This is a genomic window from Nitratidesulfovibrio liaohensis, assembly GCF_011682075.1.
Taxonomy (GTDB): Bacteria; Desulfobacterota; Desulfovibrionia; order Desulfovibrionales; family Desulfovibrionaceae; genus Cupidesulfovibrio; species Cupidesulfovibrio liaohensis.
Window position 1 is genome coordinate 1 of sequence record NZ_VSMK01000088.1, and the last position, 26909, is coordinate 26909.

Annotated in this window: 23 protein-coding genes and 1 pseudogene; 13 read left to right on the top strand and 11 right to left on the bottom strand. The window is 66.1% G+C overall.

Annotation, left to right across the window (positions count from 1 at the left end; all coding sequences use genetic code 11):
* Positions 1-242, bottom strand: a pseudogene (locus FVW27_RS03860) (glutamate-5-semialdehyde dehydrogenase); the annotation flags it as partial.
* A gap of 481 nt (positions 243-723) precedes the next feature.
* Between FVW27_RS03860 and FVW27_RS03865 the strand changes: the two are divergent.
* The 5 genes from FVW27_RS03865 to FVW27_RS03885 all read left to right on the top strand — a co-directional run bounded on the left by FVW27_RS03865 (position 724) and on the right by FVW27_RS03885 (position 6524).
* Positions 724-1419 (top strand): tetratricopeptide repeat protein, encoded by a 696-nt coding sequence (locus FVW27_RS03865; RefSeq protein ID WP_167122902.1) that lies wholly within the window; start codon positions 724-726, stop codon positions 1417-1419.
* A 4-nt stretch (positions 1420-1423) separates the two neighbouring features.
* On the top strand, positions 1424-3301 hold the full coding sequence (gene iorA / locus FVW27_RS03870; RefSeq protein ID WP_167122904.1) for an indolepyruvate ferredoxin oxidoreductase subunit alpha: 1878 nt from the start codon (positions 1424-1426) through the stop codon (positions 3299-3301).
* Entirely contained in the window at positions 3298-3903 is a 606-nt protein-coding gene (locus tag FVW27_RS03875) for an indolepyruvate oxidoreductase subunit beta (protein ID WP_167122906.1), read from the top strand. The genes iorA and FVW27_RS03875 overlap by 4 nt, the downstream gene beginning before the upstream one ends.
* Positions 3904-3907: 4 nt before the next feature.
* Positions 3908-5491, top strand: a complete 1584-nt coding sequence (locus FVW27_RS03880) for a sigma-54-dependent Fis family transcriptional regulator (RefSeq protein WP_167122908.1) — start codon at positions 3908-3910, stop codon at positions 5489-5491.
* Between the two features lie 109 nt (positions 5492-5600).
* Positions 5601-6524: a GNAT family N-acetyltransferase gene (locus FVW27_RS03885; protein ID WP_243838195.1), complete on the top strand. Its 924-nt coding sequence runs from the start codon at positions 5601-5603 to the stop codon at positions 6522-6524.
* A 219-nt stretch (positions 6525-6743) separates the two neighbouring features.
* Here FVW27_RS03885 and FVW27_RS03890 read toward each other — a convergent pair whose 3' ends face one another.
* From FVW27_RS03890 to FVW27_RS03920, 7 genes are all read right to left on the bottom strand, one after another.
* Positions 6744-7040 carry a hypothetical protein gene (locus tag FVW27_RS03890; protein ID WP_167122912.1) on the bottom strand — a complete coding sequence of 99 codons (297 nt, stop codon included), beginning with the start codon at positions 7038-7040 and terminating at the stop codon, positions 6744-6746.
* Positions 7041-7380: 340 nt separating this feature from the next.
* Positions 7381-8004: a 2-oxoacid:acceptor oxidoreductase family protein gene (locus FVW27_RS03895; protein WP_167122914.1), complete on the bottom strand. Its 624-nt coding sequence runs from the start codon at positions 8002-8004 to the stop codon at positions 7381-7383.
* On the bottom strand, positions 8001-8834 hold the full coding sequence (locus FVW27_RS03900) for a 2-oxoacid:ferredoxin oxidoreductase subunit beta (protein ID WP_167122916.1): 834 nt from the start codon (positions 8832-8834) through the stop codon (positions 8001-8003). Before FVW27_RS03900 ends, FVW27_RS03895 begins: the two co-directional genes overlap by 4 nt.
* A 7-nt stretch (positions 8835-8841) precedes the next feature.
* Positions 8842-9990 (bottom strand): 2-oxoacid:acceptor oxidoreductase subunit alpha, encoded by a 1149-nt coding sequence (locus tag FVW27_RS03905; protein WP_167122918.1) that lies wholly within the window; start codon positions 9988-9990, stop codon positions 8842-8844.
* A 4-nt stretch (positions 9991-9994) separates the two neighbouring features.
* A complete protein-coding gene (locus tag FVW27_RS03910) occupies positions 9995-10321 on the bottom strand; it encodes a 4Fe-4S dicluster domain-containing protein (RefSeq protein ID WP_167122920.1) in 327 nt (108 codons plus the stop codon).
* Positions 10322-10855: 534 nt separating this feature from the next.
* Positions 10856-11089 (bottom strand): hypothetical protein, encoded by a 234-nt coding sequence (locus FVW27_RS03915; protein WP_167122922.1) that lies wholly within the window; start codon positions 11087-11089, stop codon positions 10856-10858.
* 375 nt (positions 11090-11464) lie between these two features.
* Positions 11465-13315, bottom strand: coding sequence for a DAK2 domain-containing protein (locus tag FVW27_RS03920; protein WP_341806070.1), 1851 nt, complete (start codon positions 13313-13315; stop codon positions 11465-11467).
* Positions 13316-14015: 700 nt separating this feature from the next.
* Here FVW27_RS03920 and FVW27_RS03925 point away from each other — a divergent pair.
* The 6 genes from FVW27_RS03925 (at position 14016) to FVW27_RS03950 (ending at position 19517) form a co-directional block, all read left to right on the top strand.
* Positions 14016-14783, top strand: a complete 768-nt coding sequence (locus FVW27_RS03925; protein ID WP_167122924.1) for an HAD-IIA family hydrolase — start codon at positions 14016-14018, stop codon at positions 14781-14783.
* A 264-nt stretch (positions 14784-15047) separates the two neighbouring features.
* Positions 15048-16103 carry a phosphate/phosphite/phosphonate ABC transporter substrate-binding protein gene (gene phnD / locus FVW27_RS03930; protein WP_167122926.1) on the top strand — a complete coding sequence of 352 codons (1056 nt, stop codon included), beginning with the start codon at positions 15048-15050 and terminating at the stop codon, positions 16101-16103.
* A 260-nt stretch (positions 16104-16363) separates the two neighbouring features.
* On the top strand, positions 16364-17176 hold the full coding sequence (gene phnC, locus FVW27_RS03935) for a phosphonate ABC transporter ATP-binding protein (protein ID WP_012611746.1): 813 nt from the start codon (positions 16364-16366) through the stop codon (positions 17174-17176).
* The gene (phnE, locus tag FVW27_RS03940) at positions 17173-17961 is read left to right on the top strand and encodes a phosphonate ABC transporter, permease protein PhnE (RefSeq protein WP_167122929.1); all 789 of its coding nucleotides are present in this window, start codon (positions 17173-17175) and stop codon (positions 17959-17961) included. The genes phnC and phnE (FVW27_RS03940) overlap by 4 nt, the downstream gene beginning before the upstream one ends.
* Positions 17958-18752 (top strand): phosphonate ABC transporter, permease protein PhnE, encoded by a 795-nt coding sequence (gene phnE / locus FVW27_RS03945; protein WP_167122931.1) that lies wholly within the window; start codon positions 17958-17960, stop codon positions 18750-18752. Before phnE (FVW27_RS03940) ends, phnE (FVW27_RS03945) begins: the two co-directional genes overlap by 4 nt.
* A 240-nt stretch (positions 18753-18992) precedes the next feature.
* A complete protein-coding gene (locus FVW27_RS03950) occupies positions 18993-19517 on the top strand; it encodes a type 1 glutamine amidotransferase domain-containing protein (protein WP_167122933.1) in 525 nt (174 codons plus the stop codon).
* Between the two features lie 145 nt (positions 19518-19662).
* Here FVW27_RS03950 and FVW27_RS03955 read toward each other — a convergent pair whose 3' ends face one another.
* Together FVW27_RS03955 and FVW27_RS03960 are read right to left on the bottom strand one after the other, a co-directional pair.
* A complete protein-coding gene (locus tag FVW27_RS03955; RefSeq protein ID WP_341806068.1) occupies positions 19663-20970 on the bottom strand; it encodes a DUF362 domain-containing protein in 1308 nt (435 codons plus the stop codon).
* A 319-nt stretch (positions 20971-21289) separates the two neighbouring features.
* Positions 21290-22441 (bottom strand): MFS transporter, encoded by a 1152-nt coding sequence (locus tag FVW27_RS03960; RefSeq protein ID WP_167122935.1) that lies wholly within the window; start codon positions 22439-22441, stop codon positions 21290-21292.
* A 299-nt stretch (positions 22442-22740) separates the two neighbouring features.
* Here FVW27_RS03960 and FVW27_RS21110 point away from each other — a divergent pair, with 299 nt between their 5' ends.
* The gene (locus FVW27_RS21110; protein ID WP_279586599.1) at positions 22741-22869 is read left to right on the top strand and encodes a hypothetical protein; all 129 of its coding nucleotides are present in this window, start codon (positions 22741-22743) and stop codon (positions 22867-22869) included.
* 299 nt (positions 22870-23168) lie between these two features.
* On the opposite strand, the gene FVW27_RS03970 is transcribed toward FVW27_RS21110, so the two are convergent.
* Positions 23169-25604, bottom strand: coding sequence for a Lon protease family protein (locus FVW27_RS03970; protein WP_167122938.1), 2436 nt, complete (start codon positions 25602-25604; stop codon positions 23169-23171).
* A gap of 518 nt (positions 25605-26122) precedes the next feature.
* On the opposite strand from FVW27_RS03970, the gene FVW27_RS03975 reads away from it, so the two are divergent.
* Positions 26123-26909 (top strand): glycosyltransferase (locus tag FVW27_RS03975; protein WP_341806069.1); only part of this gene is annotated, 787 nt, incomplete at its 3' end.

Below are 26909 nucleotides of genomic sequence, written 5' to 3' on the forward strand. Positions count from 1 at the left end.
ATGCCTGCCGCTTCGGCGGCGGCAAGGTCCTTGGCGTTGGCGGCCAGGATGTCGGCCTCGCGCGATTCCAGCAGCCCGGCCAGGCGGATCAGGGCGTCGATCTTGGCGGCGGGGGCCGCGGCGGCCAGCTTGCGGGCGGCTGCCTTGGCGCGCTTGCCCATGGATTCGACCAACTGGACGATGTCGCCCGTGGCGATGTCCTGTGTGGTGCCGGGGGCGGAAGAAATGTTCTGCGTGCTCATGGCGGCTCCGGCGCTCTGGCGTTCCGTGTGGTGGCGGAACGCGGTGAAGGTTGCGAAAGATTGCTATAGCCGCAGCCCCCCGGCAACGCAACAGTATGCCCCCTCGGGCGTGCGGAAGGGCCGCGGCGGTACGTCTTTCCGTCGTTGTGGCATGCATGTCCTCCGTTCGTGCAGGGGGTGAGCGCAGGAGGGGAAAGCTGGTGCGGCGCGGGCATGCGGAACGTCTGCCATCATGACGGCGCTTCATGGGCGGGATGGCCCCCGCGCGCATCACGCAATACGGCTTGCATGATTCGCGCGGGCGGCGCCGCAGGCAGGGGCGGAAATACCTTGTCAAAACCCGCAAGCCCATACGGGCCGCGAGAAACCGGCCTCCGCCCGGAATCCTTTTGACATTTCTGTAATGGGAACGTAGAAGTATCGGGCTTTGCGATTTCCAGCCATAAAGCGGCCCCGCGCCGCATTCCAAGGAGCAATTCGCATGTCGGAGAACACAATCCGCAAAGGCCTGCCGCGCGCCCAGCAGCAACCTGTAATTCCCCAGCCGCTGCAAGGCGAGGTGTCTGGCGAGGCCGCGCCGCTGCTGCGCTTCGTGCTCGACAACGCCCGCACCATCGCCGCCGGGCTCGGCGTGCTGGTGCTGGCCGCCGGTGCCGGCGCGGGCTACCGTTGGTGGGCCGCCGAAAAGGCGCGCGAGGCGCAGGCCGAACTGGGCATGATCACCGTGGCCAAGACCGGCGCGGATCGCGTGCAGGCCCTGGAGGCGTTCCTGGCCAAGGCACCGTCGGGCGTGCGCAACGCCGTGCTGCTGGACCTTGCCGCCGCCGCCATGGAACTGAAGGACTACGACAAAGCCGCTTCGGCCTGGGAACGCCTGGCCGCCGCCGACGGCGCCACCGGCGTGGTGGCCCGAATCGGCCGTGCGCAGGCCCTGTCGCAGGCGGGCAAGGACGCCGAGGCCCTGACCGTGCTGGAAGGGCTGGAAAATTCGGTGAGCGAGATTTCGCGCAATGCCGTGCGCGGCCAGTTGGCCGTCGTGGCGGAGCGTGCGGGCAAGCTGGACCGTGCCGTGGCTGCTTATGAACAGCTGATGGCCACCGAGTCCGCAGGCAACAAGGACTATTTCAAGAGCCGCGCCGCTGCGCTGAAGGCCCGCATGCAGAAGGGGGGCGCGTAAGCCCATGAGCGAACCCACCCCGACTCCGGGCACCCGCCCGGTGAACCCCCTGCTGGCCGACGAACCGGGCGCACGGCGCCTGCTGCTGGGCAACGAGGCCATCGTGCGCGGCGCGCTTGAGGCGGGCGTCAACCTGGTGGCCTGCTACCCCGGAACCCCGTCGTCCGAAGTGCCCGACACGTTCCGCCGCATTGGCGGCGGTGGGCGCTACCGCCTGGAATATTCGGTGAACGAGAAGGTGGCCATGGAAGTGGGGGCGGGTGCCGCCCTGGCCGGGGCCCTGACCCTGGTCACCATGAAGCACGTGGGCGTCAACGTGGCCGCCGACCCGCTGCTGACCATGACCTACACCGGCCTGCCCGGCGGCCTGGTGCTGCTTTCCGCCGACGACCCCGGCTGCCACGCCAGCCAGAACGAGCAGGACAACCGCACCTACGCCCGTTTCGCGGGCATGCCGTGCTTCGAACCCGCCACCGCGCAGGAAGCCAAGGACATGACGCGCGACGCGCTGTTGCTGGCGCGCGAGCTTGAACAGCCCGTGCTGCTGCGCACCACCACCCGCGTCAACCACCTGCGTGGCGCCGTGGAATTCGGCCCGCTGGGCCAGCCCGCGTCCATCGTGCCCTTCGAGCGCAATCCCCGGCGTTTCGTGCCCGTGCCCGCCGTGGCCCGCGTGCGCCACGCCGAACTGGTCAAGCACCTGGGCATGGCGCGGGAGAAGGCCGAGCATTCCCCGTGGAACACCGTGCGCGGCGAAGGGCGCTTCGGCGTCATCGCCAGCGGCATCAGCCGCGCCTACCTGTCCGACGCCCTGCACGAGACGGGCTGGGCCGACCGGGTGAAAGTGCTGGACCTGGGCATGACCTGGCCCCTGCCGGAAGACCTGCTGACCGACTTCCTGTCCCAGTGCGATGCCGTGCTGGTGCTGGAAGAACTGGAACCCCTGCTGGAAAACGACGTGCGCGCGCTGGTGCAGCGCACCAACCTGCCCGTTGCCGTCAGCGGCAAGGGCGGCGCGTTGACCATCTACGGCGAATATTCCACCCAGACCGTCACCCAGGCCCTGGCTGACCTGCTGGGCGAAACCGCCCGGCTGCCGATCGCCTGCGACCCGGAAACGGCCCTGCCCGTGCGCCCGCCCAACCTGTGCCCCGGCTGTTCGCACCGCGCGCTGTACTATGCCGTGCGCAAGGTGTTCGGCGACGACGCCGTCTACTCCAGCGATATCGGCTGCTACACGCTGGGGCTGCTGCCGCCCTTGCGCATGGCCGACTTCCTGTTCTGCATGGGCTCGTCGGTGTCCGCGGGGTCCGGCTTCGCCACGGCGTCGGGCAAGCCCACGCTGGCCTTCATCGGCGATTCCACCTTCTTCCATTCCGGCATCACCGGGCTGGTCAACGCGGTGTTCAACAAGCACGACCTGATCGTGGTGGTGCTGGACAACGGCACCACGGCCATGACCGGGCACCAGCCCAACCCCGGCGTGGTCCAGGAAGTGCTGGGCAACGCCTGCGTGCACCTGGACATAGAGGCCGTGGTGCGCGGCTGCGGCGTGGCCGACGTGGTCAAGGTGCGGCCCTTCAACGTCAAGTCCACCATGAAGGCCCTGGCGGAAATGAAGGAACGTTCCGGCGTGCGCGTGATCATCGCCGAGGAACCGTGCGTGCTCTACGCCCGGCGCACCCTGAAGAAGCCGCGCAACCAGGTGGCCTACGTTGCCGAGCAGGGGCCGTCCGTGGCCGACTGTCTGGAACACCTGGCCTGCCCCGCCTTCTTCCGCGACGACACCGGCATCCACGTGGACGAGAACCTCTGCGGCGGCTGCATGGTCTGTCTGCAGGTTGCGGACACCATCAAGGCCCGCAAGAGGAGCGACGCATGAGCACCCCCGCACGCATCCGCATCTATCTTACCGGCGTGGGCGGACAGGGCACCCTGACCGCCACCACGCTGCTGGCCCGCACCGCCCTTGACCAGGGGCTGGAAGTGACCTCCGGCGAAATCCACGGCATGGCCCAGCGCGGCGGGGTGGTGGAATCCACCATCCTGCTCGGCGGCTGGAAGAGCCCCAAGATCGGCCATGGCGAGGCGGACCTGATCCTTGGCTTCGAACCGCTGGAAACCCTGCGCGGCATGACCCACCTGGCTGCCGGGGGCAGCGTGCTGTCCAACACCGAGCCGCTGCCGCCGGTGGGCGTTTCCACCGGGCGCGAAGCCTACCCCGAGATGGAGCGCATCCGCGCCAAGGTGGAAGGCTGCGCCGCGAAATCGTGGTTCCTGCCGTGCCGCACCCTGGGCCTTCAGGCCGGGTCGGTGCAGGCGGGCAACAGCGTGCTGCTGGGCGCTGCCTGCGCCACGGGGCTTCTGCCCTTCGGCCCGGACGCGCTGGAAGCCGCCATCCGCATCCATCTTGCCCCCAAACTCATGGACATGAACCTGAGGGCGGTCGAACTGGGCGTTCGGGCCGTAGCCTCCGCGAGCTGACCGCATGACCACCATCACCGACGACAAGCGCCTCCAGCCCTATCTCGGCACGCTCCAGAAGATCGTGTCCGACATGGGGCCGCAGCGACCCTTTCAGTCCACCCTGAAGTCGCTGCTCCGCACGCTGGCTGAAAACCATGACTTCCAGCGACCGCACATCGTCATCTTCGACCCGGAAACCCGCACCCTCAAGCTCAGCCTGTCGCAGACGCCCACCAAGGCGGATCATGTCGAATACGAGCCGGGTGTGGGCGTGACGGGGCAGGTGTTTTCCACGGGGCAGCCGGTCATCGTGCCGCGCATCAAGGACCACCCGGCGTTCCTGAACAAGGCCTTTGGCCGTTCGGACGAGGAGCAGGAAACCCTGGCCTTCATCTGCGTGCCGGTTCTTGGCCCCGCCGACGAACCCCGGCAGGGCCGCGAGGTCATCGGCACCCTGAGCGTGGACACCCCCTCGGTGCCCATGCCGCAGCTGGAATCGCACTGCCGGTTCCTGGAGGTGGTGGCGGGCATGATCGCCAACCACGCCTCGTACCTGCAGGAGGAAATGGCCCGCCAGAAGCACCTGATGACCCAGGGCCTCATAGTGGGCGACAGCAACGACATCGGGTTCACCCCGTCCAACGTGGTTGCCGCGTCCAAAGCAATGAGACTGGTGCTGAACCAGGCGGCCCAGGTTGGCCCCAGCCGCGCCACGGCGCTGCTGCGCGGCGAATCGGGCACCGGCAAGGAACTGCTGGCGGAAGCCATCCACCAGGCCAGCCCCCGGCGCGAGATGCCCCTGATCAAGCTGAACTGCGCGGCGCTGCCCTCCGAACTGGTGGAAAGCGAACTGTTCGGCTACCAGAAGGGCGCCTTCACCGGGGCCGTGCACACCAAGAAGGGCCTGTTCGAACTGGCCAACAAGGGCACCCTGTTCCTGGACGAAGTGGGCGAACTGTCGCCCAACGCCCAGGCCAAGGTGCTGCGCGCCATCCAGGAGCAGGAAATCCAGCGTCTGGGCAGCGAACAGACCATCACCGTGGACGTGCGCCTGATCTGCGCCACCCACCAGCCGCTGGAAGAACTTGTGGAGCGGGGGTTGTTCCGCGAGGACCTGTACTACCGCATCAACGTGTTCCCCATCTTCATTCCCCCGCTGCGCGAGCGGCGCGAGGACATCCTGCCGCTGGCGGAACACTTCCTGCGCATCTATTCCGACGAATATGCGCGCAGCATCAAGCGCATTTCCACCCCGGCCATCGACCTGCTGACGCAGTACCACTGGCCCGGCAACATCCGCGAACTGAAGAACTGCATCGAACGCGCGGTGCTGGTGTGCGACGAACAGGTCATCCGCACCTACCATCTGCCGCCTTCGTTGCAGACGGCGGAATCCACCGCCACGGACACCAACCTCTCGTTCTGCGAGGCGGTGGCCAAGTTCGAGCAGGAACTGCTGGTGGACGCGCTGAAGAAGGCGCGCGGCAACATGCTGCAGGCAGCCCGCGACCTGCGCGTGAGCTACCGCATTGTCAACTACAAGGTGAAGAAGTACGGCATAGACGCCAAGAAGTTCGCCGTGGCCAAGGCGCGCGGCATGAAGTAGGCGCCGCCCCGGCTGACGCACGCATGTTCTGCGACCGGCTTCCGGCAACGGGGGCCGGTCGTTTGCGTTTGGCGGGACACGCGAAGCAGAGTGAACCATGGGAACAGCAATGAATATTCGTGAAATGCAACGCTGCATCGAGGACAACCTGGCAACCCGGCTGGCGGCGCAGGTGGCGCTGGTGAACGGCGGGGATATGGCCGACTGCCCGGACGGGGCGGTCATGCCGATGCCGCCGGAGCGGGCCATCCAGCCTGAGCAGCCAGCACTGCTGGACCGGTCGGACGTGCGCGCCGTGTACGCCGGGGTGGCTTCGGACACCTTCAACAAGGCCTTCGGGTATGGGGGCGGCGTACCGCTCGCGAATACCGTGGCGGCGGTGCGGTCGTTCTTCGGTGGGCATGGAGCGCCATACACATGGTGGCTGGGCCCGCTTTCCGGCGCGGGCGACGGGGCAGGGCAGGGGGAAGACATCCCCGCCGCATTGGTCACGCACGGCTTTGCCGTGGGCGAAGTGGAAACCGGCATGTATCTGCAACTGGAGGATGCGGAACCGGAAGAGCCAGCGCCAACGCCGGGACTGGATATCCGTGTTGTCTGTGATGCCTCGGGCGTTGCCGATTTTGCCTCGGTACTGGCCGCCAACTGGAATCCGCCCGACGGCGAGGTGCTGCGCTTCTACCGCCGCGCCGCCCCGGCCCTGTGCAGCCCCGGATGTCCGGCAACGTTGCTGGTGGCGTACCTGGACGGCCAACCGGCTGCGGCAGCGGAAGCGTACCGCACCGCGTCGGGATACCCTGCGGCGGGGAACGCCGCGCCCCTCGACGTGGCGGGTGTGTATAACGTGTGCACGCTGGATGCCTTCCGGCGCCGGGGGCTCGGCACTGCCGTCACCCGTGCCGTCTTGCTGCACGCCCGGCAGGCGGGCTGCCGCCACGCGGTGTTGCAAGCCTCGGGCGATGGGTACCGCGTCTATGCCCGACTGGGCTTTCGCGATGTCGGCCGCTTCGTGGAGTGCGTGCCCGTGGACTGAGCCGCGCCCTGTCAGGGCGAAGCGGCGCGGCATCACCGCGCCGGATGGCTGAATGACGAAAACGGGCGGGATTGCGCGCACTGCGCAATCCCGCCCGTTGCATTCCGATGATGCATGTCAGGTACGGTCCGGTGTTGTCCGGCCTGTCCAGTCTGTCTTGTCTGGCTGACCGGCTTGCCTGGGTTTGTCGGGCTGCCCCGACTGGCCGACCCGACCGGCTTACGCCGTGGGATCTTCGTCCAGCCAGCCCTGCAAGGCCTCGATGATCTTGCGGGCCTGGTCGGCGCTGGAGATGTTGAACTTGGACTGGGCGCGGTATTCGCCGTTCGTCTTCTTGTAGCGCTTCACCACGTACTTGTCCGCACCGTAGTCTTCGGTCTTGGGGTCCCACTGCTGATAGCGGAACAGGATGGTGGTCCATGCTCCCTTGGAGAGCACGGCCTTGTCCAGTTCCTTGACCACAAGCTGGCCGTCTTCTTCGTAATTCACCGTCAATTCTTCAATGGTCGTGCTCATGGTCCGGTCCGTCTGCGCCCGGCGAGGGGCGGAAGTGCGTTGTTCACATCAGGGCTTTCTGTATTCACGCCCTTTGCGTTCATTCGTGCGCGCGGCGCGAATTCCGTTTTCCGGAAAGGAAGGCAAGACGCTCGTATTTCTGGCGCGCCCAGGATTTTTGTTCCCTGTCAAGGAAGGCAAGTTCGCCGCGATGGGAGCGCACTCTTTGGTGCGTGATCGGAGCGGCGAACGATGCCTGACAGCCAGCTCTCGATGGCCGTAGGACTCGCAAGCTCGTCCAACGGCCACGCTTCGCGCCCTTCGGGTCGGTCCGACAGGGGGCAAAAGGACGGGCGCGCCCCTAGACGATGATGTCGTCTTCAGAATGCGCCCCATTCTCCTCCGCCGCCGCCCAGATGCCGCCCGCATCGCCAAAGTTGCGCTGGGCCTGCTTCAGCCCCAGGGCGAAGGCCTTGGCGTTCACCTCGCGGATCTTGGCGGGCAGGTTGGCTTCCAGGCTCTTGCGCATCACCTTGGGGTCGGCAAAGGGCAGAAGGTGCGTCACCGCGCCCATGACCATGGTGTTGATGGTCATGGGGTTGCCAATCTGCTCCTTGGCCATCTGGGTGAACGGCAAACCAAGGTACACGTTGGTGGGCGCGTGCTTTACCAGAGTGGTGTCCACCAGCAGGATACCGGTTCTTTTCAGCAGCCGGTAGTAGCTGTTGCACGCCTCGGGGCTCAGCGCCACCAGCAGGTCCAGGTTTTCTGTCTTGGGGTAGCTGATGGGGCGCGAGCTGACAACCACGTCGGCGCGGCTGGAGCCGCCGCGCGCCTCGGGGCCGTAGCTCTGGGTCTGGGTGACGTAGTAGCCGTGGCCCAGCGCCAGCGCAGAGCCCAGCAGGCGGCCCAGGGTGATCAGCCCCTGCCCGCCCAGGCCCGAAAGGCGGATTTCGAAACGGTCTATGGGTTGCGGCGCCTTCATCGGTTCTGCCCCATGAGTTTGCGTTGCAGTTCGAAGTAGCGTTCCTCAAGCCCCGGTTCTTCCACGTCGCGGAACACCCCGATGGGGATGCGCCCGTCGGCGGGTTTCTGGTCCGGCTCCTTCAGGGTTTCCACCTTCACGGTGTTGGCCTTCAGCCACTTGTACATGTCCACGGCGTTGCGGAACTTGTTCTTGCGCCCGTACTGGGTGGGGCAGGGGCTGAACACTTCCACCACCGAAAAGCCGGGATGCATGATGGCCGAGCTGATCAGCCGGTCCAGCTGGATGGCGTGGAACGAGGTGCCCCGCGCCACGTAGCTGGCGCCGGCTGCCTTGCACATCTCCACGATGTCGAAGGCCTTTTCCAGCGATCCGAAGGGCGTGGTCATGGATATGTCGCCCTGCGGCGTGGCGGACGAACACTGCCCGCCGGTCATGCCGTAGATCTGGTTGTTCAGGATCAGCGCGGTAACGCCGATGTTGCGCCGCGCGGCGTGGATGAGATGGTTGCCGCCAATGGACATGGCGTCGCCATCGCCCATGACGCAGATGACCTTCAGCTTGGGGTTGGCCATCTTGATGCCGGTGGCGAAGGTTAGCGCCCGGCCATGGGTGGTGTGCACGGTGTTGAAGTCGACATACACGGCCATGCGGCCGGAACAGCCGATGCCCGCCACCAGCACCACATCGTCCTTGGGCAGGCCCAGCGCGTGCACGCTGCGGATCAGCGATCCCAGGACGATGCCGTGGCCGCAGCCCGCGCAGAACACGTGGGGGAACTTCTTGTTATGGCGCAGGTAGTCGTGGATGAGTTGGGTAACGTCCGCCATGGCCCACCTACAGTATGGCTTTCAGGATTTCGGAGGGCGTGATGATCTGCCCGTCCACCCGGTTGATGGTGCGCACCTTGGTGCGGCCGTTGTTGACGCGCTTCACCTCGCGCGACATCTGCCCCATGTTCATTTCGGGCACCACCACGGTGTGGCAGCGGTGGGTCAGCTTTTCCACCGCCGGGCGGGGGAAGGGGAACAGCGTCTTCAGGGTGAGCAGTCCGGCCTTGGCCCCGCGTTCGCGGGCCTGTTCCACGGCCAGGTGGGCGGAACGCGCCACGCTGCCATAGGCCACCACGGCCACTTCCGCGTCGTCCATCATGTATTCGTCGGCCATCTGGATGTCGCCGTAATACTGATCGATCTTGCGGAACAGGCGCAGCATGGCGTCCTTCACTTCATCGGGGCGCTGGGTGGGGTAGCCCATGACGTCGTGGGTCAGCCCGGTGACGTGGGTGCGGTAGCCGGAGCCGATGGGGGCCATGGCGGGCACGCCGCGCGCCGTGTCGGCATAGGGCTTGAACCATTCCGGTGGCACCGTGGGTTCCACGCGGGAAAGGATTTCCACCTCGTCCGGGTCGGGCACGGTGATCTTTTCGCGGGTGTGGGCCGTCACCTCATCCAGCAGCAGGATGACCGGGGTACGGTACTTTTCGGCAAAGTTGAAGGCCGTCACGGTCATCTCCAGGCATTCCTGCACGTTGGAGGCGGACAGTACGATGATGGGGTGGTCGCCGTGGGTGCCCCAGCGGGCCATCTGCACGTCGGCCTGGGCGGGGCTTGTGGGCAGGCCGGTGCTGGGGCCGCCGCGCATGACATTGACCACCACCAGTGGCGCCTCGACCATGCAGGCGTAGCCGATGTGCTCCTGCATCAGGGCAAAGCCGGGGCCGGATGTGGCCGTCATGGCCTTGCGGCCCGCCAGCGACGCGCCGATGGCAGCGCCCATGCTGGCGATTTCGTCCTCCATCTGTATGAACACGCCGTCTTCGATCAGGGGCAGGCGGTTGGCCATGACCTCCATGATTTCGGTGGACGGGGTGATGGGGTAACCGGCGTAGAACGAACACCCGGCCAGCAGTGCGCCCTCGGCCACCGCCTCGTTGCCGAGCGCGAACAGTTCGCGTCTCTTGCGTTTCTTGCGTTGCACCGCCATGGCGTCACTCTTCGGGGTTGGGGTTCGGTTCGGGCGTGGGTTCGGGCGGAGAGGCCCGGCCATGTTCGGATTCCGGGTCGCTCCATCCGCTACGTGGGTCCGGCTGGCTGGCGCCGTTGCGGGTGCGCGGCTTGATGGCAATGGCAAAGTCCGGACAGTGCAGTTCGCAGAACCCGCAATTGATGCACTCGTCCTCGTTGGCCACCTCGGCCTTGCCGAAGGGGTTCAGCACAAGCACCTTGGCGGGGCAGAACGCCACGCACAGGCCGCAGCCCTTGCACCAGTCCGGGTAGACGCAGACGCGGGTCTGACCTTTTTGCTTCTTTGACATGGGCACACCAGTGGTGGCTTTGGGTGCAACGGAGCAGGGCGTCCGTTCCGTGGTGGCCGGTCCGCGTGGGCCGGGATGATGCGAGCGGCAAGAGTGCCGCCCCTGCGCGCGTTTGGGCCATCAATAAACGCAACCACGGGTCACGGCAAGGAAAATTCGACAAGTCGCACGGTTGTGCAAACAGTGGAAGCATGCCGGGGGTATGGCGCGGGGTGGCTGGCAATGCGGTGGTGATGCAGCGGGGGCGCGGCATGCGGGCCGATGCGCAGGCGGGGCGGTGACGTATGGAGAATGTGCAGTCCGGGGGACGTTGCACACGGGATGCGCGGCACGGGGCAGTCGGACCGGGGCGGACGTGGTTGCAGAAGGTACGCCGGAATGTGCCGGAATGTGCCGGATGAATTGGCGCGCTGGCCGACAGGAGGGAGCAGGGCCGAGCCCGGATGATATGGCGGATAGCCGGTGCAGCCATGGCGGGCAGCCGGGCGGCGGACAACGTGAAGGCGGCCCCCGAAGGAGCCGCCGGTGGATGCGTCAGATGGACCAGCTTGCGATCAGCCCCCGGATCACTTCCGGCGGCACGCCGCGTTGCGAGGCGGTCATGATCTTGGTGGGATACTGTTCCGCAACCTGCAACGAACGCATGTACAGGGCGATGATTTCGTCCGTCACCTGAAGGCGCATGCCGGAACGTACCTGCTGGCCCAGCACCATTTCCAGCATCTTGCGCCCGGAAAAGGTGGAGATGTCCGAATAGATGTACGCCATGGCGCACCCCCCTCTGGCACGTAGGCCATCACGGCATGGCTGCGTCCCCCGCTATCATCCGGAATGCGGGTGGGGACGGCGTCATGTCGTCGGTTCGGGGCTGCCGGTCCGTGGCTGCCTGTGATGCCGGATGGCGGGCGGACGGGCGTGCCCTTCCGCTGCCTTCCATATTCTGACAGATAGCCGCAAGGCGGGCGTCTGGCAAGGGCGCCAACGCGAAAAGCCGCGCCGGGGAATGATTATCCGGCGGCGCGGCGGGTGCGGGAAGGGCGTGGCGACCGATTGGCCTCTCCCTGCCGTGTCCGATGCGCCAGATTACGACTGATACGCCCGACGCCACTGACACCCATGATACGTCAGGCGCGTCCGGCGTCGTTACCCGTTCCTGGGGTCGCCCAGCAGGGCCACGGCGCAGGCGCCGGGGCCGCTGTGGCAGCCCAGCACCGGAGACGCAGGCACCACGTACAGCGGGGCCACGCCGAAGCGGGATTCCAGCTCCCTGGCGTAGCGGGCGGCGGTGTCCGGCGCGCCCACATGGGCAATGGCAAAGCGTGGGTTGTCGAGGCTGGCCAGCGCCCGCTCCAGCAGGGTGAACAGCTTTTCCCCGGCCCGGCGCGGGCCGATGCCCTTGGCCGCCACGTCCACCTTGCCACCCTTGCGCGGGTCGAAGCACAGCACCGGCTTGATGTGCAGCAGCTTGGCCACCATGCCGGTGCCCCGGCTCATGCGGCCACCACGCACGGCAAAGTCCAGGGTCTCCATGGAAACGTACACATGCAGGTTGTCCGCATCGCGCGCGGCCAGTCGGGCCACTTCCGCGGCGTCCATGCCTGCCTGTGCGCGGCGGGCCGCCTCCAGCACCACCAGGCCCAGGCCCACGGTCAGGGTGCGGCAGTCCACGGCGGCGATGTGCGGCGAAACCATGCGCGCCACGGTGGCGGCGGACTGGTGGGTGCCGCTGTACATGGCCGTTACGTGCAGCGAGGCCACCTGGGCATGGGTGGCCAGCACCTCTTCATATACGGTGCGGAAGTCCGCGGGCGCTGGCTGCGAGGTGCGCGCGGAGCGGGACGAGGGCAGGCGGCGGTTGAACTCGTCCGCCGAGATGCTCACCTTGTCCACGTACTCCTCGTCGTCCAGGAACAGGCGCAGGGGCACGGTGCGGATGGCGTACCGGTCCAGCAGTTCACGCGGCAGGTCGCAGGTGGAATCGGTGACCACGGCGGTGCCGGTGGGCGCGGGCGCTGCCTGGGGGTGCCCCCCCGCCACGGCGGCCAGCAGGTCGCGGTGCTGGCGCAGCATGTCCTCTGCCTTGTGGTGCGACACCGCGCCGTATTCCGCGGCAATGGCGAACACCGTGTCCGGCGTGTCGGTGTGCACGTGGATGCGGGTCACAGCCCCGGCACCTGCCACCACGATGGAGTCGCCCATCTCTTCCAGCCGGACGCGCAGTTCCTCTCGGTCGATGGGGCTGGTTGCCTCGCTGCGGATCAGGCATTCGGTGCAGTAGCCGTAGGTCAGTTCCTCCACGGCCACCCGCTCCTGGGCCTCGCCCAAGGTGGCGCTGTCGGTTTCATCGTCGCCATGCGTACTGGCAGCACCGGTGGTGTCCGCAGACCCGGCTGCCTTGCCGCGCCGGTTGATGGTGCCGCGCTCGGTGAATTCGGCAATGCCTTCCAGCAGGTACACAAAGCCCAAGCCCCCGGCGTCGACGACGTCGGCGGCCTTGAGCGCGGCCAGCTTTTCGCGGGTTTCCTGCACCGACTGGCGGGCACGGTCCAGCGAATCGTACAGCAGGTGGTGAAAGTCCTTGTAGGAATGACAGTTTTCGCGCAGGTGTTCGGCCCAGTCGCGGATGACCGTGAGGATGGTGCCTTCCTTGGGGTGGGCAATGGCCTCCACGGCGCGGCGCGCGGCCAGTGACGCGGCTTCCGCGAAGTCGCGGGGGCTGACGCGCGAAAGATCCTTCACCCCTTCGGAAAACCCGGCCAGAAACTGGGCCAGGATGACCCCGGAATTGCCCCGCGCGCCCATCAGTGCCGATTCGGCCACGATGGAACTCATGCGTCCGATGGAACTTTCCGGTGTGGTCGAGGTGGAAGCCACGATGGATTTCATGGTGCCCGCCATGTTGCTGCCCGTGTCGCCGTCCGGCACGGGAAACACGTTGATGGCGTTGAGATGGCCGTGCTTTTCGATGAGGCGGCGCGCAGCGGCACGCACCACCCGGCGGAAGCGGATGCCGTCGAGATAGCTGATGCGCGAGGGCTGGGCCTGACCTTCGACGGCGGATGCGGCCCCGGGCCGGGCCGAAGTCCGGTCAGTTGTCTGGCCCGGGGTCTGGGCCAAAGTCTGGTTCGAAGTCTGGGCCGAGGCCGAGGACGGAGTCTGCCTTTCCTGCAAGTGGGGTGGCTCCTGACGGGGCAAGTATATGGAATGGATGCGCAAGGCGGGCGGGAGCGAAACCGCGCCAGAAGGGCTCGGTGCATGCGGTCGGGCAGCGGCCTTGCCGCCTGCCCGCCCCCCAGCGGCGCGTTAGCTATAATGGAGTTGCCGTGTCACTGCAACATTGTTGTAACAGCCTGTTATGAAGTGGAAACACAATGTTCCGATGTGGCGGGTACGGGCCTGCCGGGGCCGGGGAAGCACGGAACCTGCCCCCCGGCGTTGACGCGACAGGCCTGCCATGCGACATGCTGCCGGGAACGTGCTGCGCTCCCGGTGTTGCCGCGTGAGGGGGGGCGTTCCTTCCCGGAGTCCCGGCCAATTCCGGCCAATTCCGGCCAATTCCGGCCCATTCCGGCCAGTCCCGGTCAGTCTCGCACCGGGCCGCGCTGGTTCGCCGCGTTCAGGACAACTTGGCAACCAGCCTGCGGCCGACGTTTTCCATCAACGCATCGCGTCTACATACCACATGGGAAGTTTCATGAATTTCGACCAGAAGCGCTGCATCATCTTCGATCTGGACGGCACGGTGTACCTGGGCGACCGGCCCATTCCCGGCACGGTGGACTTCATCCGCCGCAACCTCGGGGTGCGCGACATCCAGTTCCTGACCAACAACACGTCCAAGAACCTTGCCGACTACACCGCCAAGCTGGCGGGCATGGGCATCCACATCGGGCTCGACCGCATGCTTTCGCCGCTGCTGCCGCTGGTGGACCACCTGCGCGAGCAGTCCATCACCCGTGTCTATCCGGTGGGCAACGCCAACTTCACCACGTTCCTGCGCGAGCGCATGCCCGACATCGCGTTCACCGCCGGGGACGACTGCCAGGCCGTACTGCTGGGCTACGATACGGAACTCACCTACCGCAAGCTCACGGAATCGTGCCTGCTGCTGCAACGGCCCGATGTGGCCTTTCTGGCGACCCATGCCGACAAGGTCTGCCCTTCGCCGCAGGGGCCGCTGCCCGACGCGGGTAGTTTCATGGCCCTGTACGAGGCGGCCACCGGACGCACGCCCGACATCGTGTTCGGCAAGCCCAACACCATCTTGCTGCGTTCACTGCTCCAGCAGTACCAGCCCCACGAAATGGTCATGGTGGGCGACCGCATCTATACGGACAAGCTGCTTGCGGAAAACGCCGGGATGGACTTCATACTTGTGCTCAGCGGCGAAACACGGCGCGAGGATCTGGCATCGCTTTCGCGTCAACCCGCACTTGTAGTGGATGATCTTGGAGGGTACTGACCGTTTGCAGAAGATGGGCAGGAAATTGTACCCTGATGCGCGGCGTAACAGTAACGTCGCTTGCGTTGGAGGTGGGCATCCGTAAGGATGCTGTCATCCGGCCCGTTTCCCCCGTGCCCGGCGGATGTCCGATGGGCAGAAAATGCTTTGAGAATTTACTCCGTCGAATTATAATGTGACGATTTTGCGGCGTTTCGGTGACGAGAATGAGACGCCGCAAGGGCCGATCATTCCAACGTCAACGCCAATATCGAGGAGAAGGCAATGACCAAGAAGTGGATGCAGCTGCTGCTCGCTCCGGTTGTTCTGGCCGCGGGCCTGTGCGTCATGTCCGCCAACATCGCCATGGCCGCCGACGACTGCGCGAACCGTGGCTCGCTGGACGGCATGTTCTGCGACGACAACAAGGACCTGGTGGCCGACACCCCCAAGGACAAGGGCAAGTGGAAGGACCCGAGCACGCTGGTGTTCACCTACACCCCCGTTGAAGATCCCGCCGTGTACAAGGACGCCTTTGCCGACTTCCAGGCCTTCCTGGAAAAGCGTACCGGCAAGAAGGTGGTCTACTACACCGTGCAGTCCAACGCCGCCGAAGTGGAAGCCATGCGTTCCGGCCGCCTGCACATCGCCGGGTTCTCCACCGGCCCCACCTGCTACGCGGTCAACCTGGCGGGCTACGTGCCCATCGCCGTCAAGGGCGACGCCGAAGGCTTCCAGGGCTACCGCCTGCTGATGATCGTGCGCAAGGACAGCCCCGTACAGACCCTGGCCGACCTGAAGGGCAAGAAGGTGGCGCACACCTCCGCCTCTTCCAACTCGGGCAACCTGGCCCCGCGCGCCATTTTCCCCAAGCTGGGTCTGACCCCCGAAAAGGACTACACCGTGGTCTATTCGGGCAAGCACGACCAGTCCATCCTGGGCGTGGGCTATGGCGACTACGACGCCGCCCCCGTGGCTGGCGACGTGTTCAAGCGCATGGCCCAGGCCGGGCGCATCAATGAAGCCGACTACCGCATCATCTGGCAGAGCGACGTGTTCCCCACCTCTTCGTTCGGGTATGCCCATGACCTGAACCCCGATCTGGTGAAGAAGATCGTCGACGCTTTCCACGAATACCGCTTCACCCCCGAAATGCAGAAGACCTTCGGCGGTGCCGACCGGTTCTTCCCCGTGACCTACCAGAAGGACTGGGCGGTCATCCGCGAAATCGCGGAAGCCAACGGCGAGACCTTCAACCAGACCGGTCTGCAGAAGATCGCCGAGAAGGAAGCCGCCGAGGCCGCCAAGAAGAAGCAGGAAGCCGAAGCCAAGAAGCAGTAGCATACATGCGGCGGGTACCGGCATGTCCGGTGCCCGCCTTTTTTGCACGCGGCGCGGGGCGCCCCGTGCCTGGCATTTGAAACCGCGTGTCATCTCCGTTTCCCCGGGCCAACGTACCGGCCCACCGCGCAGGCAGGCTCATCGGGCTCCGGCGCGGGACACGGACCCGGCACGCCGTCCGCAGGACGCACCACGCCCGAAGGCCGGATGCCATCGGGCGTCGTGGCGCGTCCTTCACCAGCAGCTCCGGGAATCAGCAAGTGCACAAGGCAACAGAGTCCGCTTCCACCTCCCGTCGTCCCGCGTGCAGCGCTGGCGACAAGTCGCTCGTCGTCGAGAACCTGCGCAAGGAATACACGCGCGGCAAACCCGTGCTCAAGAACATCAACCTGACCGTGGCCGGGCAGTGCACCACCGCCATCATCGGCCCGTCCGGCACCGGCAAGAGTACGCTGCTGCGCTGCATCAACCGGCTCATCGAACCCACCTCCGGGCGCATCCTGGTCAGCGGCCAGGATATCTGCACCCTGCGCGGATCCGACCTGCGCGCGGCACGCCGCCGCATCGGCATGGTGTTTCAGGAATACAACCTGGTGGAGCGCCTGTCGGTGATGGAAAACGTGCTCTGCGGTCGCCTGGGCTACATTTCGCCCTGGCGGGCCTGGTTGCGCAAGTTTCCGCAGGAAGACATAGAGCGCGCCTACGACCTGCTGGACATGGTGGGGCTGACCGAATTCGCCCGCGCCCGCGCCGACGAGCTTTCCGGCGGCCAGCGCCAGCGCGTGGGCATTGCCCGCGCGGTGATGCAGCAGCCGCACATCCTGCTGGCTGACGAACCCACCTCTTCGCTGGACCCCAAGACCTCCGTCGAGATCATGGAACTCTTGCGCGAGGTTGCCTCCGTCAACGACATTCCCGTGCTGGTTAACATCCACGACGTGACGCTGGGCCGCCGCTTTGCCGACAGGGTGGTGGGCATGTCCAAGGGCGACGTGGTGTTTGACGGCGTGCCCGGCGACCTGACCGACGAGCACCTCAAGCTCATCTACGGCGGCGAGGACTGGCTGGCATGAGCACTGCAACCGTCGCCCGTCCCGCGCCCTTCGCGGTCAACTGGTGGGCACGTTTCGGCTACCTGCTGGCCGTGCTCTACTGCCTGTATGCCCTGTCCATCCTGGACATTTCCTGGGACCGTCTGCTGGCGGGCATGGACAACGGTGCCCGTTTTCTGGGGGCCATGTTCCCGCCCGAATTCAAGCGCTGGAAGCTTCTGGTAGACAACCTTCTGGAATCGTTGCAGATCGCGCTCATTTCGTCCCTGTTCGGGGTGCTCATTTCGCTGCCGGTGGGCCTGTGCGCCTCGCGCAACCTGATGCCCGACTGGCTGACCTGGCCCGCGCGCGCCTTCATTGCCGTGTGCCGCTCTTTCCACCCGGTGATCTTCGCCATCCTGTTCGTGAAGGCCGTGGGCTTCGGCCCGCTGGCGGGCATCCTGACGCTGATCTTCGCGTCCATCGGCTTCGTGGCCAAGCTGTTCGCAGAGGCCATCGAGGAAATATCGCTGAAGCCGGTGGAGGCCGCGCGGGCCGCTGGCGCGCCGTTCCTTTCGGTGCTGACCTTCGCCGTGCTGCCGCAGGTGCTGAACCGGTTCATCGGCTTTTCGACCTATCAGGTGGACTCCAACCTGCGTAACTCCACCATGATCGGCATCGTGGGCGCGGGCGGCATCGGCGGTACCCTGGCCGCCGCGTTCCAGCGCTTCGACTACAGCTTCGTGTGCGCCATCCTGCTGGCCATCATCGCCCTGATCATGGTTTCCGAGTACGTGGCGGTGCGGGTGAAGGGGGTGTTCCAATGAGTGCCGACCGCATCTGGCAACGCTTCACCCCGGCGGAGCGCATGGCGCGCTTCGTGGTGTTTCTCGTGGCGGCCATCCTGCTGGCATGGTCGTTCCGCACCGTGGAGATCATACCCGAATTCCTCATGGACGCCCCGGAACAGGTGGCCGACCTGTTCAAGCGCATGTGGCCGGTGGACTATGCCTACTACGAGCGCGGCGTGCACGCCGTGCTCATCGAAACGCTGCACATCGCCACGCTGGGCACCATCATGACCCTGGGCATCGCCATACCCGTGGGCATCATGGCGGCCAGCAACGTGTGCCGCGTGCCCGCGCTGAACTGGCTGGCCACGTTCATCCTGGTCTCGTCGCGCTCGGTCAACACGCTGGTCTGGGCGCTGCTGTTCGTGGCGGTGTTCGGTCCCGGCACGCTGGCGGGCACGGTGACCATCGCCGTGCGCTCCATCGGCTTTGTGGGCAAGCTGTTCGGCGAGGCGCTGGAAGAATCCGCCCCCGGCCCCATCGAGGCGCTGCGCGCCGCCGGTGCGCCGTGGATCAGCGTTTTCCTGAAGGGCTACTGGCCGCAGGTTTCCCCGGCGTTCTGGGGCATCGCCCTGTTCCGCTGGGACATCAACGTGCGCGAATCCTCGGTCATCGGGCTGGTGGGCGCGGGCGGCATCGGCATGGCTCTCGACGAGGCGCTCAACCTGTTCCATTGGGACCGCGTGGCGCTTATACTGGTATGCATCTTCGCGGTGGTGGTCATCGCGGAGGTGTTCGTCACCCATATTCGCAAGCGCATCATTTAGGGACTGTCACCAAATTGTCCTTTTGCCCGTTGGCTTCGTCAAACTTCGCTTGGCATGTCGGTCGAATACGATAAGAGTATACTCCCTCATGCCAAGCTCGTTTTCCTTGCCAACGAACAAAAACCCTAATTTGGAGACAGCCCCTTAAGAGGCGTAGCGCGAGGTTCACGGGGCGGCGAAAGCCGCCCCTTTCAGTTACGGCACGTCGATTGCCCCGCCGGAGCGGGGCGGGAGGAACCCATGCAACGTCTGAAGGGAAAGCGCGTCCTCATGTTCGTGGACGACGTGTATGAAGACCTGGAGCTGTGGTACCCCAAGCTGCGCCTGATCGAAGAGGGCGCCGAAGTGGTGGTGGCCGGGCCGGAGAAGGGCCGCACCTACACGGGCAAGAACGGCTACCCCTGCAAGGCCGACGCGGCCATCGCCGACATGGAGGACATCAGCTTCGACCTGCTGGTCATCAGCGGCGGCTTTGCCCCGGACAAGCTGCGCCGCGACCCCAAGGTGCTGGAACTGACCCGCCGCATGCACGAGGCGGGCAAGGTGGTGGCCCACATCTGCCACGCCGGGTGGATTCCCATTTCGGCGGGCATCATGCGCGGCTTCCGCTGCACCTCCACCCCCGGCATCAAGGACGACCTGATCAACGCCGGAGCCACCTGGGAAGACGCCGAGGTGGTGGTGGACCGCAACCAGGTCAGCAGCCGCAAGCCCGACGACCTGCCCGCGTTCTGCAAGGCCATTATCGCGTTGGCGGCAGGGTAGTCCTGCCGGATGGCCCGACCCGGACCGTCAGGTCGGAAAAACGGCTCCGGCCATGCCGGTGTCGATGTGACGCAAAAGGGGAGGGACTGCCGGTCCCTCCCCTCCATCTTTCGTGCAGAGGCAGCATGCTGCCCTGTGCACATGGCTATTTGATGGTCACCAGTTCGTAGGTTCCGCTGCCAAGCCCCAGGGCCTCGGCATGCTCGATCTGGCTCCGCCAGTTGGTGCCGGGATGGACAACATGGAAATGGTCGTGTTGCCCGTGCCCGCCACAGCCGCAGGCCGGTTCGCCCTTGCCTTCCAACTGCTTGCCGAACTTGTCGCCCAGCACCGTGCCGGGGATGACCGGCGCGGCGTTGACCGCGTCGATGCAGGCCTTGTCCAGCGCCACGGGGTCGAAGCTGGCGAAGATGCCGATGTCCGGGATGATGGCGGCATCGTTTTCACCGTGGCAGTCACAGTTGGGCGAAACGTGGTTGACCACGCTGATGTGGAAGTTGGGGCGCCCGTCCAGCACGGCCTTGGCGTATTCCACCATCCGGATGTTCACGTCGTCGCTGCTGCCTTCCCACGGCGTGTCGATCGCGTCGAAGTTGCAGGTGGCAATGCAGCGCCCGCAGCCCACGCACAGTTCGTGGTTGATGGACGCCTTCTTTTCTTCATTGAAGGTTATGGCGTCCTGGTTGCAGTATCGGGCACAGGTGCGGCAGCCCACGCACTTGTCGTGGGCAACGCGCGGCTTGCCGTTGTTGTGCATGATCATCTTGCCGGCCCGGCTACCGCTGCCCATGCCGATGTTCTTGATGGCCCCGCCGAAGCCGGTCAGTTCATGCCCCTTGAAGTGGTTCAGGGAGATGAAGACGTCGGCGTCCATGATGGCCCGGCCGATCCTGGCGGTTTTCAGGTGCACGCCGCCCTCGATGGGCACCTCCACCTCGTCCGCGCCCTTCAGGCCATCCGCGATGATCACGTGGCAGCCGGTGGAAAGCGGGGTGAAGCCGTTTTCGTAGGCGGCGTCCATGTGCAGCAGGGCGTTGTTGCGGCGGCCCACGTAGAGCGTGTTGGCATCGGTGAGAAAGGGCATGCCGCCCAGCTTCTTCACCCGATCCGCGACGGTCTTGGCGAAATTGGGGCGCAGGAAGGCAAGGTTGCCCGGCTCGCCGAAATGGATCTTGATGGCCACGAAGGCGTTCTGGAAGTTGATCCGCTCCACCCCCGCCGCCAGCATGAGCTTGTCCAACTTGTCGAGCAGGCTGGTGCCGATCCTGCACCGCATGTCGGTGAAATAGACCTTTGACGGCTCCGCGCCTGCGCCCTTTTGGCCGGTTTTCTTGTGAAGGGTCCCTTTCGCGCCATCCTTGGCGGCCTGATGCCCGCGCGCGGGTCGCTCGTTCTTGCCGGATGCGTGTGCTGCGTGCGCTTTTTTGGGTTTTGCCGTTTCGCTCATCGTCATGTGCCTCCATGATTGCCAGGGTATGCCGCAGTCGTCATGCCGTTCTTGCCGCGCGGGATGTTCCCTGTCGGCAGGTTTTGCTCCTGCCGGGACAATAGCTTTGCCCATGTTTTTTACCGCAGGGTGGCAGGCTGCGGAAGGCATGATTCCACCTTTCTTTTGCACATTCCTCTCATTTGCGCCTGTATGCGAGGGGGGACCGGCCTGCCGCGCGGCACATTCGTGGAAAATGGCGGCAGACTGGAATGCACAGGGGCCTTGCGGACAGCATCCGCAAGGCCCCTGTGCATTCCGACGGGTCCGGCCGACTGAGGGCAGGCTAATGCAGCCGCCACGCCGCCAACGCCAGCATCAGGCAACTGACGGCTGCCCCGCCCACGAACACGGCGGGCAGGTCGCCTCCGGCGTAAAGCAGGCCGAACAGCAGCGGGGCCAGGGTCTGTCCCAGGCGCAACAGGGTGCCGTTGACGGCCATGATGGCGGCGCGCTGCTGGGTGGGGGCCAGCGAGGTCATCATGGTGGACAGGTTGGGCAGGTTCAGGCCCTGGGCCATGCCGAAGCACAGTACCGGCCCCAGCAGCCACCACAGGCCGGGCATCAGCGGCAGAAGCAGCATGGCGGCGGCGTAGAAGACATGGCTGAGCATGATCAGCCGCCTGGCGGGAAAGCGTTCCGACAGGCGCCCCAATTGCGAGGCAATCATGGCAGTGCCCAGCGAGGACACGGCGAAGATGGCGCCGATACGCGAAGGCGCGGCGTGGAAGCGGGTATCCGCCAGCACCGGGAAGAAGGTGACCATGGGGCCGTACAACTGCACGAAGGTAAGCAGGGAAAGCCCGAACAGCACCAGCGCGCGGGGCGACAGCGCAATGCGCAGGGTGGAGCGGAAATATTCGCCCAGGGTCTGCGTGGCACGCGAGGCGGGCAGGCGCAGGCGCGCGGCGGCCAGCATCAGCGGCAGCACGGCCAGCGGCAGCAGGAAGGGCACGTTCCAGCCAAATTCGGCCAGCAGGCCGCCCACGGCGGGAAAGATGGCCGTGCCCAGGCTGAGCACACCGGCGTTGTACCCCATGGCCCGCACCCGGTCGTTGTCCTCGTACAGATCGCCGATGAGGGTGGTGTACAGCACGCCCAGCGGGGCCGCGCCAAGCCCTTGCACGAAGCGGCAGGCCAGCAGGGTGGAAAGATCGCGCGCGAAGAAGCAGGCCGTCCCACCCAGGGCGAACAGGGCCATGGCGGGCAGCAGCACGCGCTTGCGGCCCAGCCGGTCGGCCAGCACCCCCGCGATGGGGGCCAGCACGATGCCCGGCAGGGTGAAGGCGGTCAACACCAGCCCCACCGAGGCCAGCGGAATGCCCAGTTCACGTGCCATAAGCGGCAGTGCGGGCATGACGCTGGAAACGCCCATGATCACCGTAAGGGTGATGCCGAAGATGGTGTGCAGGTTTCTGTCGCGCAGCAGCGGGTGCATGGGGATTCCGTGGGAGGTCGAATGTTCGGCGGGTTCTACGCCCCCCGGCATGACAAGGTCAAGGCACGGAAACGCGGCAGGCGATGCGCGGTTGGGGTGCATCTTGCCGCCATTGTTGCATCGGTGGCGGTTACCGGATAGGAAGTGGGGGGAGCCGGCATGTTGCCCCCGCTTTGGCGTGGGGCGTGTGCTGGTCAGCGGGGGGCCAACCGCGTCCAGCATACGCAAGGGAGAAGTTGATGCCGCCGGACGACCAGGAAGGCTTGAGAGTACGCTGCCCATACTGTCACAAGGTTTTCATGATGCGCAAGAAACTGCCCTCGTCGGAAGCGGCCCGCATTCGGGTGAAGTGCCCGAACTGCGGCGAGGACATTCTGCTGCCCGGCGAGGTGTTGGTACGGGCCTGCAAGGGCGTCGAGAAGAAGTAGCCCGCGGATGGGGGGCCGAACCGGTCCCATCCGGTGACCAGCCGGGGCGCATCCGCGCCGCATGCGGTTGGTCCCTTCAGGCTGCATGACGCGCCCCGAAGCGGCACCTGACGCGCACCTGACGCGTCCCCGAAGTGTCGCCCGACACGTCCCGCCACACGCCCCATGCATGTCCTCCGGCACGCCCGGGCGCCTGCACGTGGCCTGTCGTTTCCGTTCTTGCTGTCCCGGCAGCCCAGCACGAAGCCCCGGCATCTGGTGATGCCGGGGCTTCGTTCATGGTCGGTTACAGCCGCAGCCTAGCGCTTGCGCTTCTGCTTGAAGGCATCCTTGGCCAGCTTGCCCAGTTCGGCCAGGCGGCGGTCCACCTTGTCGTACAGGGTGCCGGGGGTAAAGGTGGAATCGGCGCGCATGCGCCCGGCGGGCATGCCGGTAAGCAGTTCCATGGCCTCGGTGATGTGCGCCACCGGCCAGATGGAAAAGCGCCCCTCGTTCACGGCGGCCACCACTTCCTGCTTCAGCATCAGGTGGGCGATGTTGTCCTTGGGCAGGATCACGCCCTGTTCCCCTGTCAGCCCGTGGCGGCTGCACACCTCGAAGAACCCTTCCACCTTGCGGGTCACGCCGCCCACGGCCATGATCTGGCCGGACTGGCTGACAGCACCGGTAAAGGCCAGCGAAAGCCGGATGGGCACGTCGGCTATGGCTGACAGCAGCGCCGCCAGTTCCGCGCCGGATGCGGAATCGCCCTCGATGCCCGCGTAGCTCTGCTCGAAGCACAGGCTGCCGGTCATCACCAGCGGCTTGGTGCGGGCAAACTGGCTGACCAGGTAGCTTTTGAGGATCATCATGGCCTTGGTGTGGATGGGCCCGCCAAGCTCGGCTTCCCGCTCAAGGTCGATGATGCCCCCGTGCCCCACGCCCACGGTGCAGGAAATCTGGTGCGGCAGGCCGAACTCGAAGTCGCCGTACCAGGTCACCGAAAGGCCGTTCACCCGGCCCACTTCGCTGCCGCTGGTGCGCACCTTGATCAGTTCGCGGTCGTATTCGTCCATGTAGTGCTGCTCGACCAGGTTGGCGCGGTAGGTGCGCGCCACCATGGCGTCGTGCAGGGTGGTGCGGTCCACCAGCGCGCTGCCCTTCATGGAGGCCAGGGCCGACGCCTCGATCATCAGTTCGCGCAGCACCGGGAACTTCAGCGACAGCTTGCGCTGGTCCTCTATGATGCGCGAGCCGTAATCCACCAGGCCCGCCATGGCGTCGCGGTCGAAGGGCAGCAGCTTGGCCTCGTCGATGATCCGGGCAATGCGCGCCAGATACACCTTCACCCCGTCGGCGTTGCGTTCGGTGGCCTCGGTCAGGTGCGCCTTGATCTTGAACAGCTTGGGAAAGCGGTCGTCGTTGACCAGGAGCGTCTCGTACATTTCCTCGGTGCCCACCAGCACCACCTTCAGGTCCAGGCGCAGCGGTTCCGGCTCTATGCCCTTGGTCTTGGTGGATTCCTGACCGTCGCCCGCGTCCTCTATGCGGGCCAGGCCGGAACGCAGGGCGCGCAGCAGGCCTTCCCATGCGCTGGGGTAGGACAGGATGTCCTCCATGTGCAGCACCAGGAAGCCGCCGTTGGCCTTTTGCAGCGAACCGGCCTTGACCAGGGTGAAGTCCGTCACCAGCGCGCCCATTTCCGATTCGCGCTCGATGCATCCCAGCAGGTTGGAGGGGGTGGGGTGGTCGTCCACCACGATGGGCGCGCCGTGGGTTTCGCTGTTGTCCACGAACACGTTGATGTCGTAGCGGAAGGACGTGTCTTCCGGCGGCGGCCCCAGATCCGGCTGCTGCTGCGGCATGTGGGTGGGCATGTCGCGCTGCACGAAGCCTTCGATGTTGTCCAGGATGTCCTCGCGCATGTCCGCGAAGTAGCGCTTCAGTTCATCGCACGGGCAGGTCTTGGCGAACTTGTCCGCCAGAGGCGTCAGGAACTGGTCCAGCACCTCGCGCACCACTTCCTTTTCCAGGGTGCGTTCATCCTCCACGAAGTCCTGTTCGGCGCGGGTCAGCTTGCGCATCAGGCCGGTCATGGCCTGCAACAGGCGGTCGCCCTTCAGTTTCAGGCTTTTGCGCAACGTGGCGTCGAGCTTTTCGTACTCGTCCTCGCTGAGGCGCTTGCCCTCAACGATGGGGTACAGGGTCAGGCTGCCGGAATCGTCCATGTCCAGATTGAAGCCTTCACCCCCGGCCACGGTGTCCATTTCCTTGAACAGCTTGCTGCGCTGGGTCTGGAACTTGTCCAGCAGCAGGGTGCGCTTGCGCACGAAGGCGTCGTGCTCGAAGCGGCTGGGGGCTTCCTTGCGGGCCTTGGACAGGGCCTGGGTGAGCGCGGTGCGCAGCTTGCGCCCCTGCCCGGCGGGCAGCGCGATGAGGCGCGGCCTGTCCGGATCCTCGAAATTGTAGACGTGGACGAGGTCCGGCGGGGTCTCCATCTTGCGGGCGCGCGGCGCAAGGTATTCGCGCAGCATGTAGGTGCGGCCAAGGTTGGCCTCGCCCGAAAGATAGACGTTGTAGCCGCCGTCACGGATGTGCAGGGCCAGTTCCAGCGCCTGCAACACGCGGGGCTGGGGGGTGCGGCGCATGCCGTTGCGCGGCGGGCGCGGAATGGCGTCGCTGGTCTCCCACTGGATGCGGGTGGGGTCGAGCGTGGCGCGAAGACGGGCGGCGGGCAGCGGGGAAACCTTGGTCATGATGCTCCTGCGCGGCGAACAAAGTGGAAGGGCCGGGCTGATGACCCGGCGGGTTGCTCGGCCCCGGCGGAAAATCCGGTGCCGCACCGGCGCGAGGGGCCGGGTTTCTTAGCCTAGCGTGTTGCCCCGCGCTTGTCACGCCCCGCAGGGCGGTACGGCTGGGCTGGCGTGACGCCGGGCGGCGATTGGCGTCAGGTCAGCATCGTGTGTTCGATGCGGAAGGGGGGGCGAATCGGGCCAAGGCGAGTGCTGGTGCAAGAGGGGCGGGCGGTGGTGCGGAACGAGCAGAAGCGATGGCGCGGAATGCGCGGAGGTGTGCCTGCCTGCAGTCCGAAGCCGCGCGGGGTTTGTCAGCCGGGGCGGGAACGGCTATCATCCGCGCCATGAGTGCAGCCCAACCCACGCCGCAGCATGCCAGGGCCGAGCCGAACGGCGCAACGCCGCGCCCGGCAGGGCATGGTGGACAGGAGCCGGGCGGGTCGGAACATGGCGGGCGTGGCCCGGAACAAGACGCGTCGGTGCCCGTGCTGTTGTCCGTGGTGGTGCCAGTGCTGCACGAAGCGCAGCGCATCGCGGTCCTGGTCGGGCACGTGGGTGCGCTGGCCGGTGAATTGCCACGGGGTGCGGTGGAACTGGTGGTGGCCGACGGTGCCCCGGAAGGTGACACGCTGGCGGCGCTGAAACTGGCGCTGGGCAAGGACGCGGGGCGGGCCGCAACCAGTGTGGCCCCGACAGGCCAACTCGTGACCGGTGGGAACGCCGAAGAATTTTTCGATACGGGGCTGCCCGTGCGTGCCGTGGTCGCCCCGCGTGGCCGCGCCCGGCAGATGAATGCCGGGGCCGCCGTGGCCCGTGGCCAGGTGCTGCTGTTCCTGCACGCGGATACGCGTCTGCCGGACGGGGCCTTTCCCGCCGTGTTGCGGGCCATGGCTGTGTCGCCGCACGCTGCCCGGGGCGAAGGTTTGGACGCTGCCGCGCCCGCATCAACCGCATGCGGCGGGATTGCCGCGATTGCGACCGGCAGTGCCGGGGCATGCGTTCCCGGTGCCGGGGCCTTCACCCTGTCCATCGATGCGCCGGGGGCGTGGCTCCGGGTGGTGGAGGCGCTGGCCAATCTGCGCAACCGGCTCACCCGTACCCCGTACGGCGACCAGGCCCAGTTTTTCCGTGCTGGGGTGTTCCGCGCCATGGGTGGCTACCCCGACCTGCCGTTGATGGAAGATGTGGAGATCATGCGCCGCGTGCGCCGCGCGGGCCTGCCGCTGGCCCTGTTGGCCCTGCGGGCCGTCACGTCGGCCCGGCGCT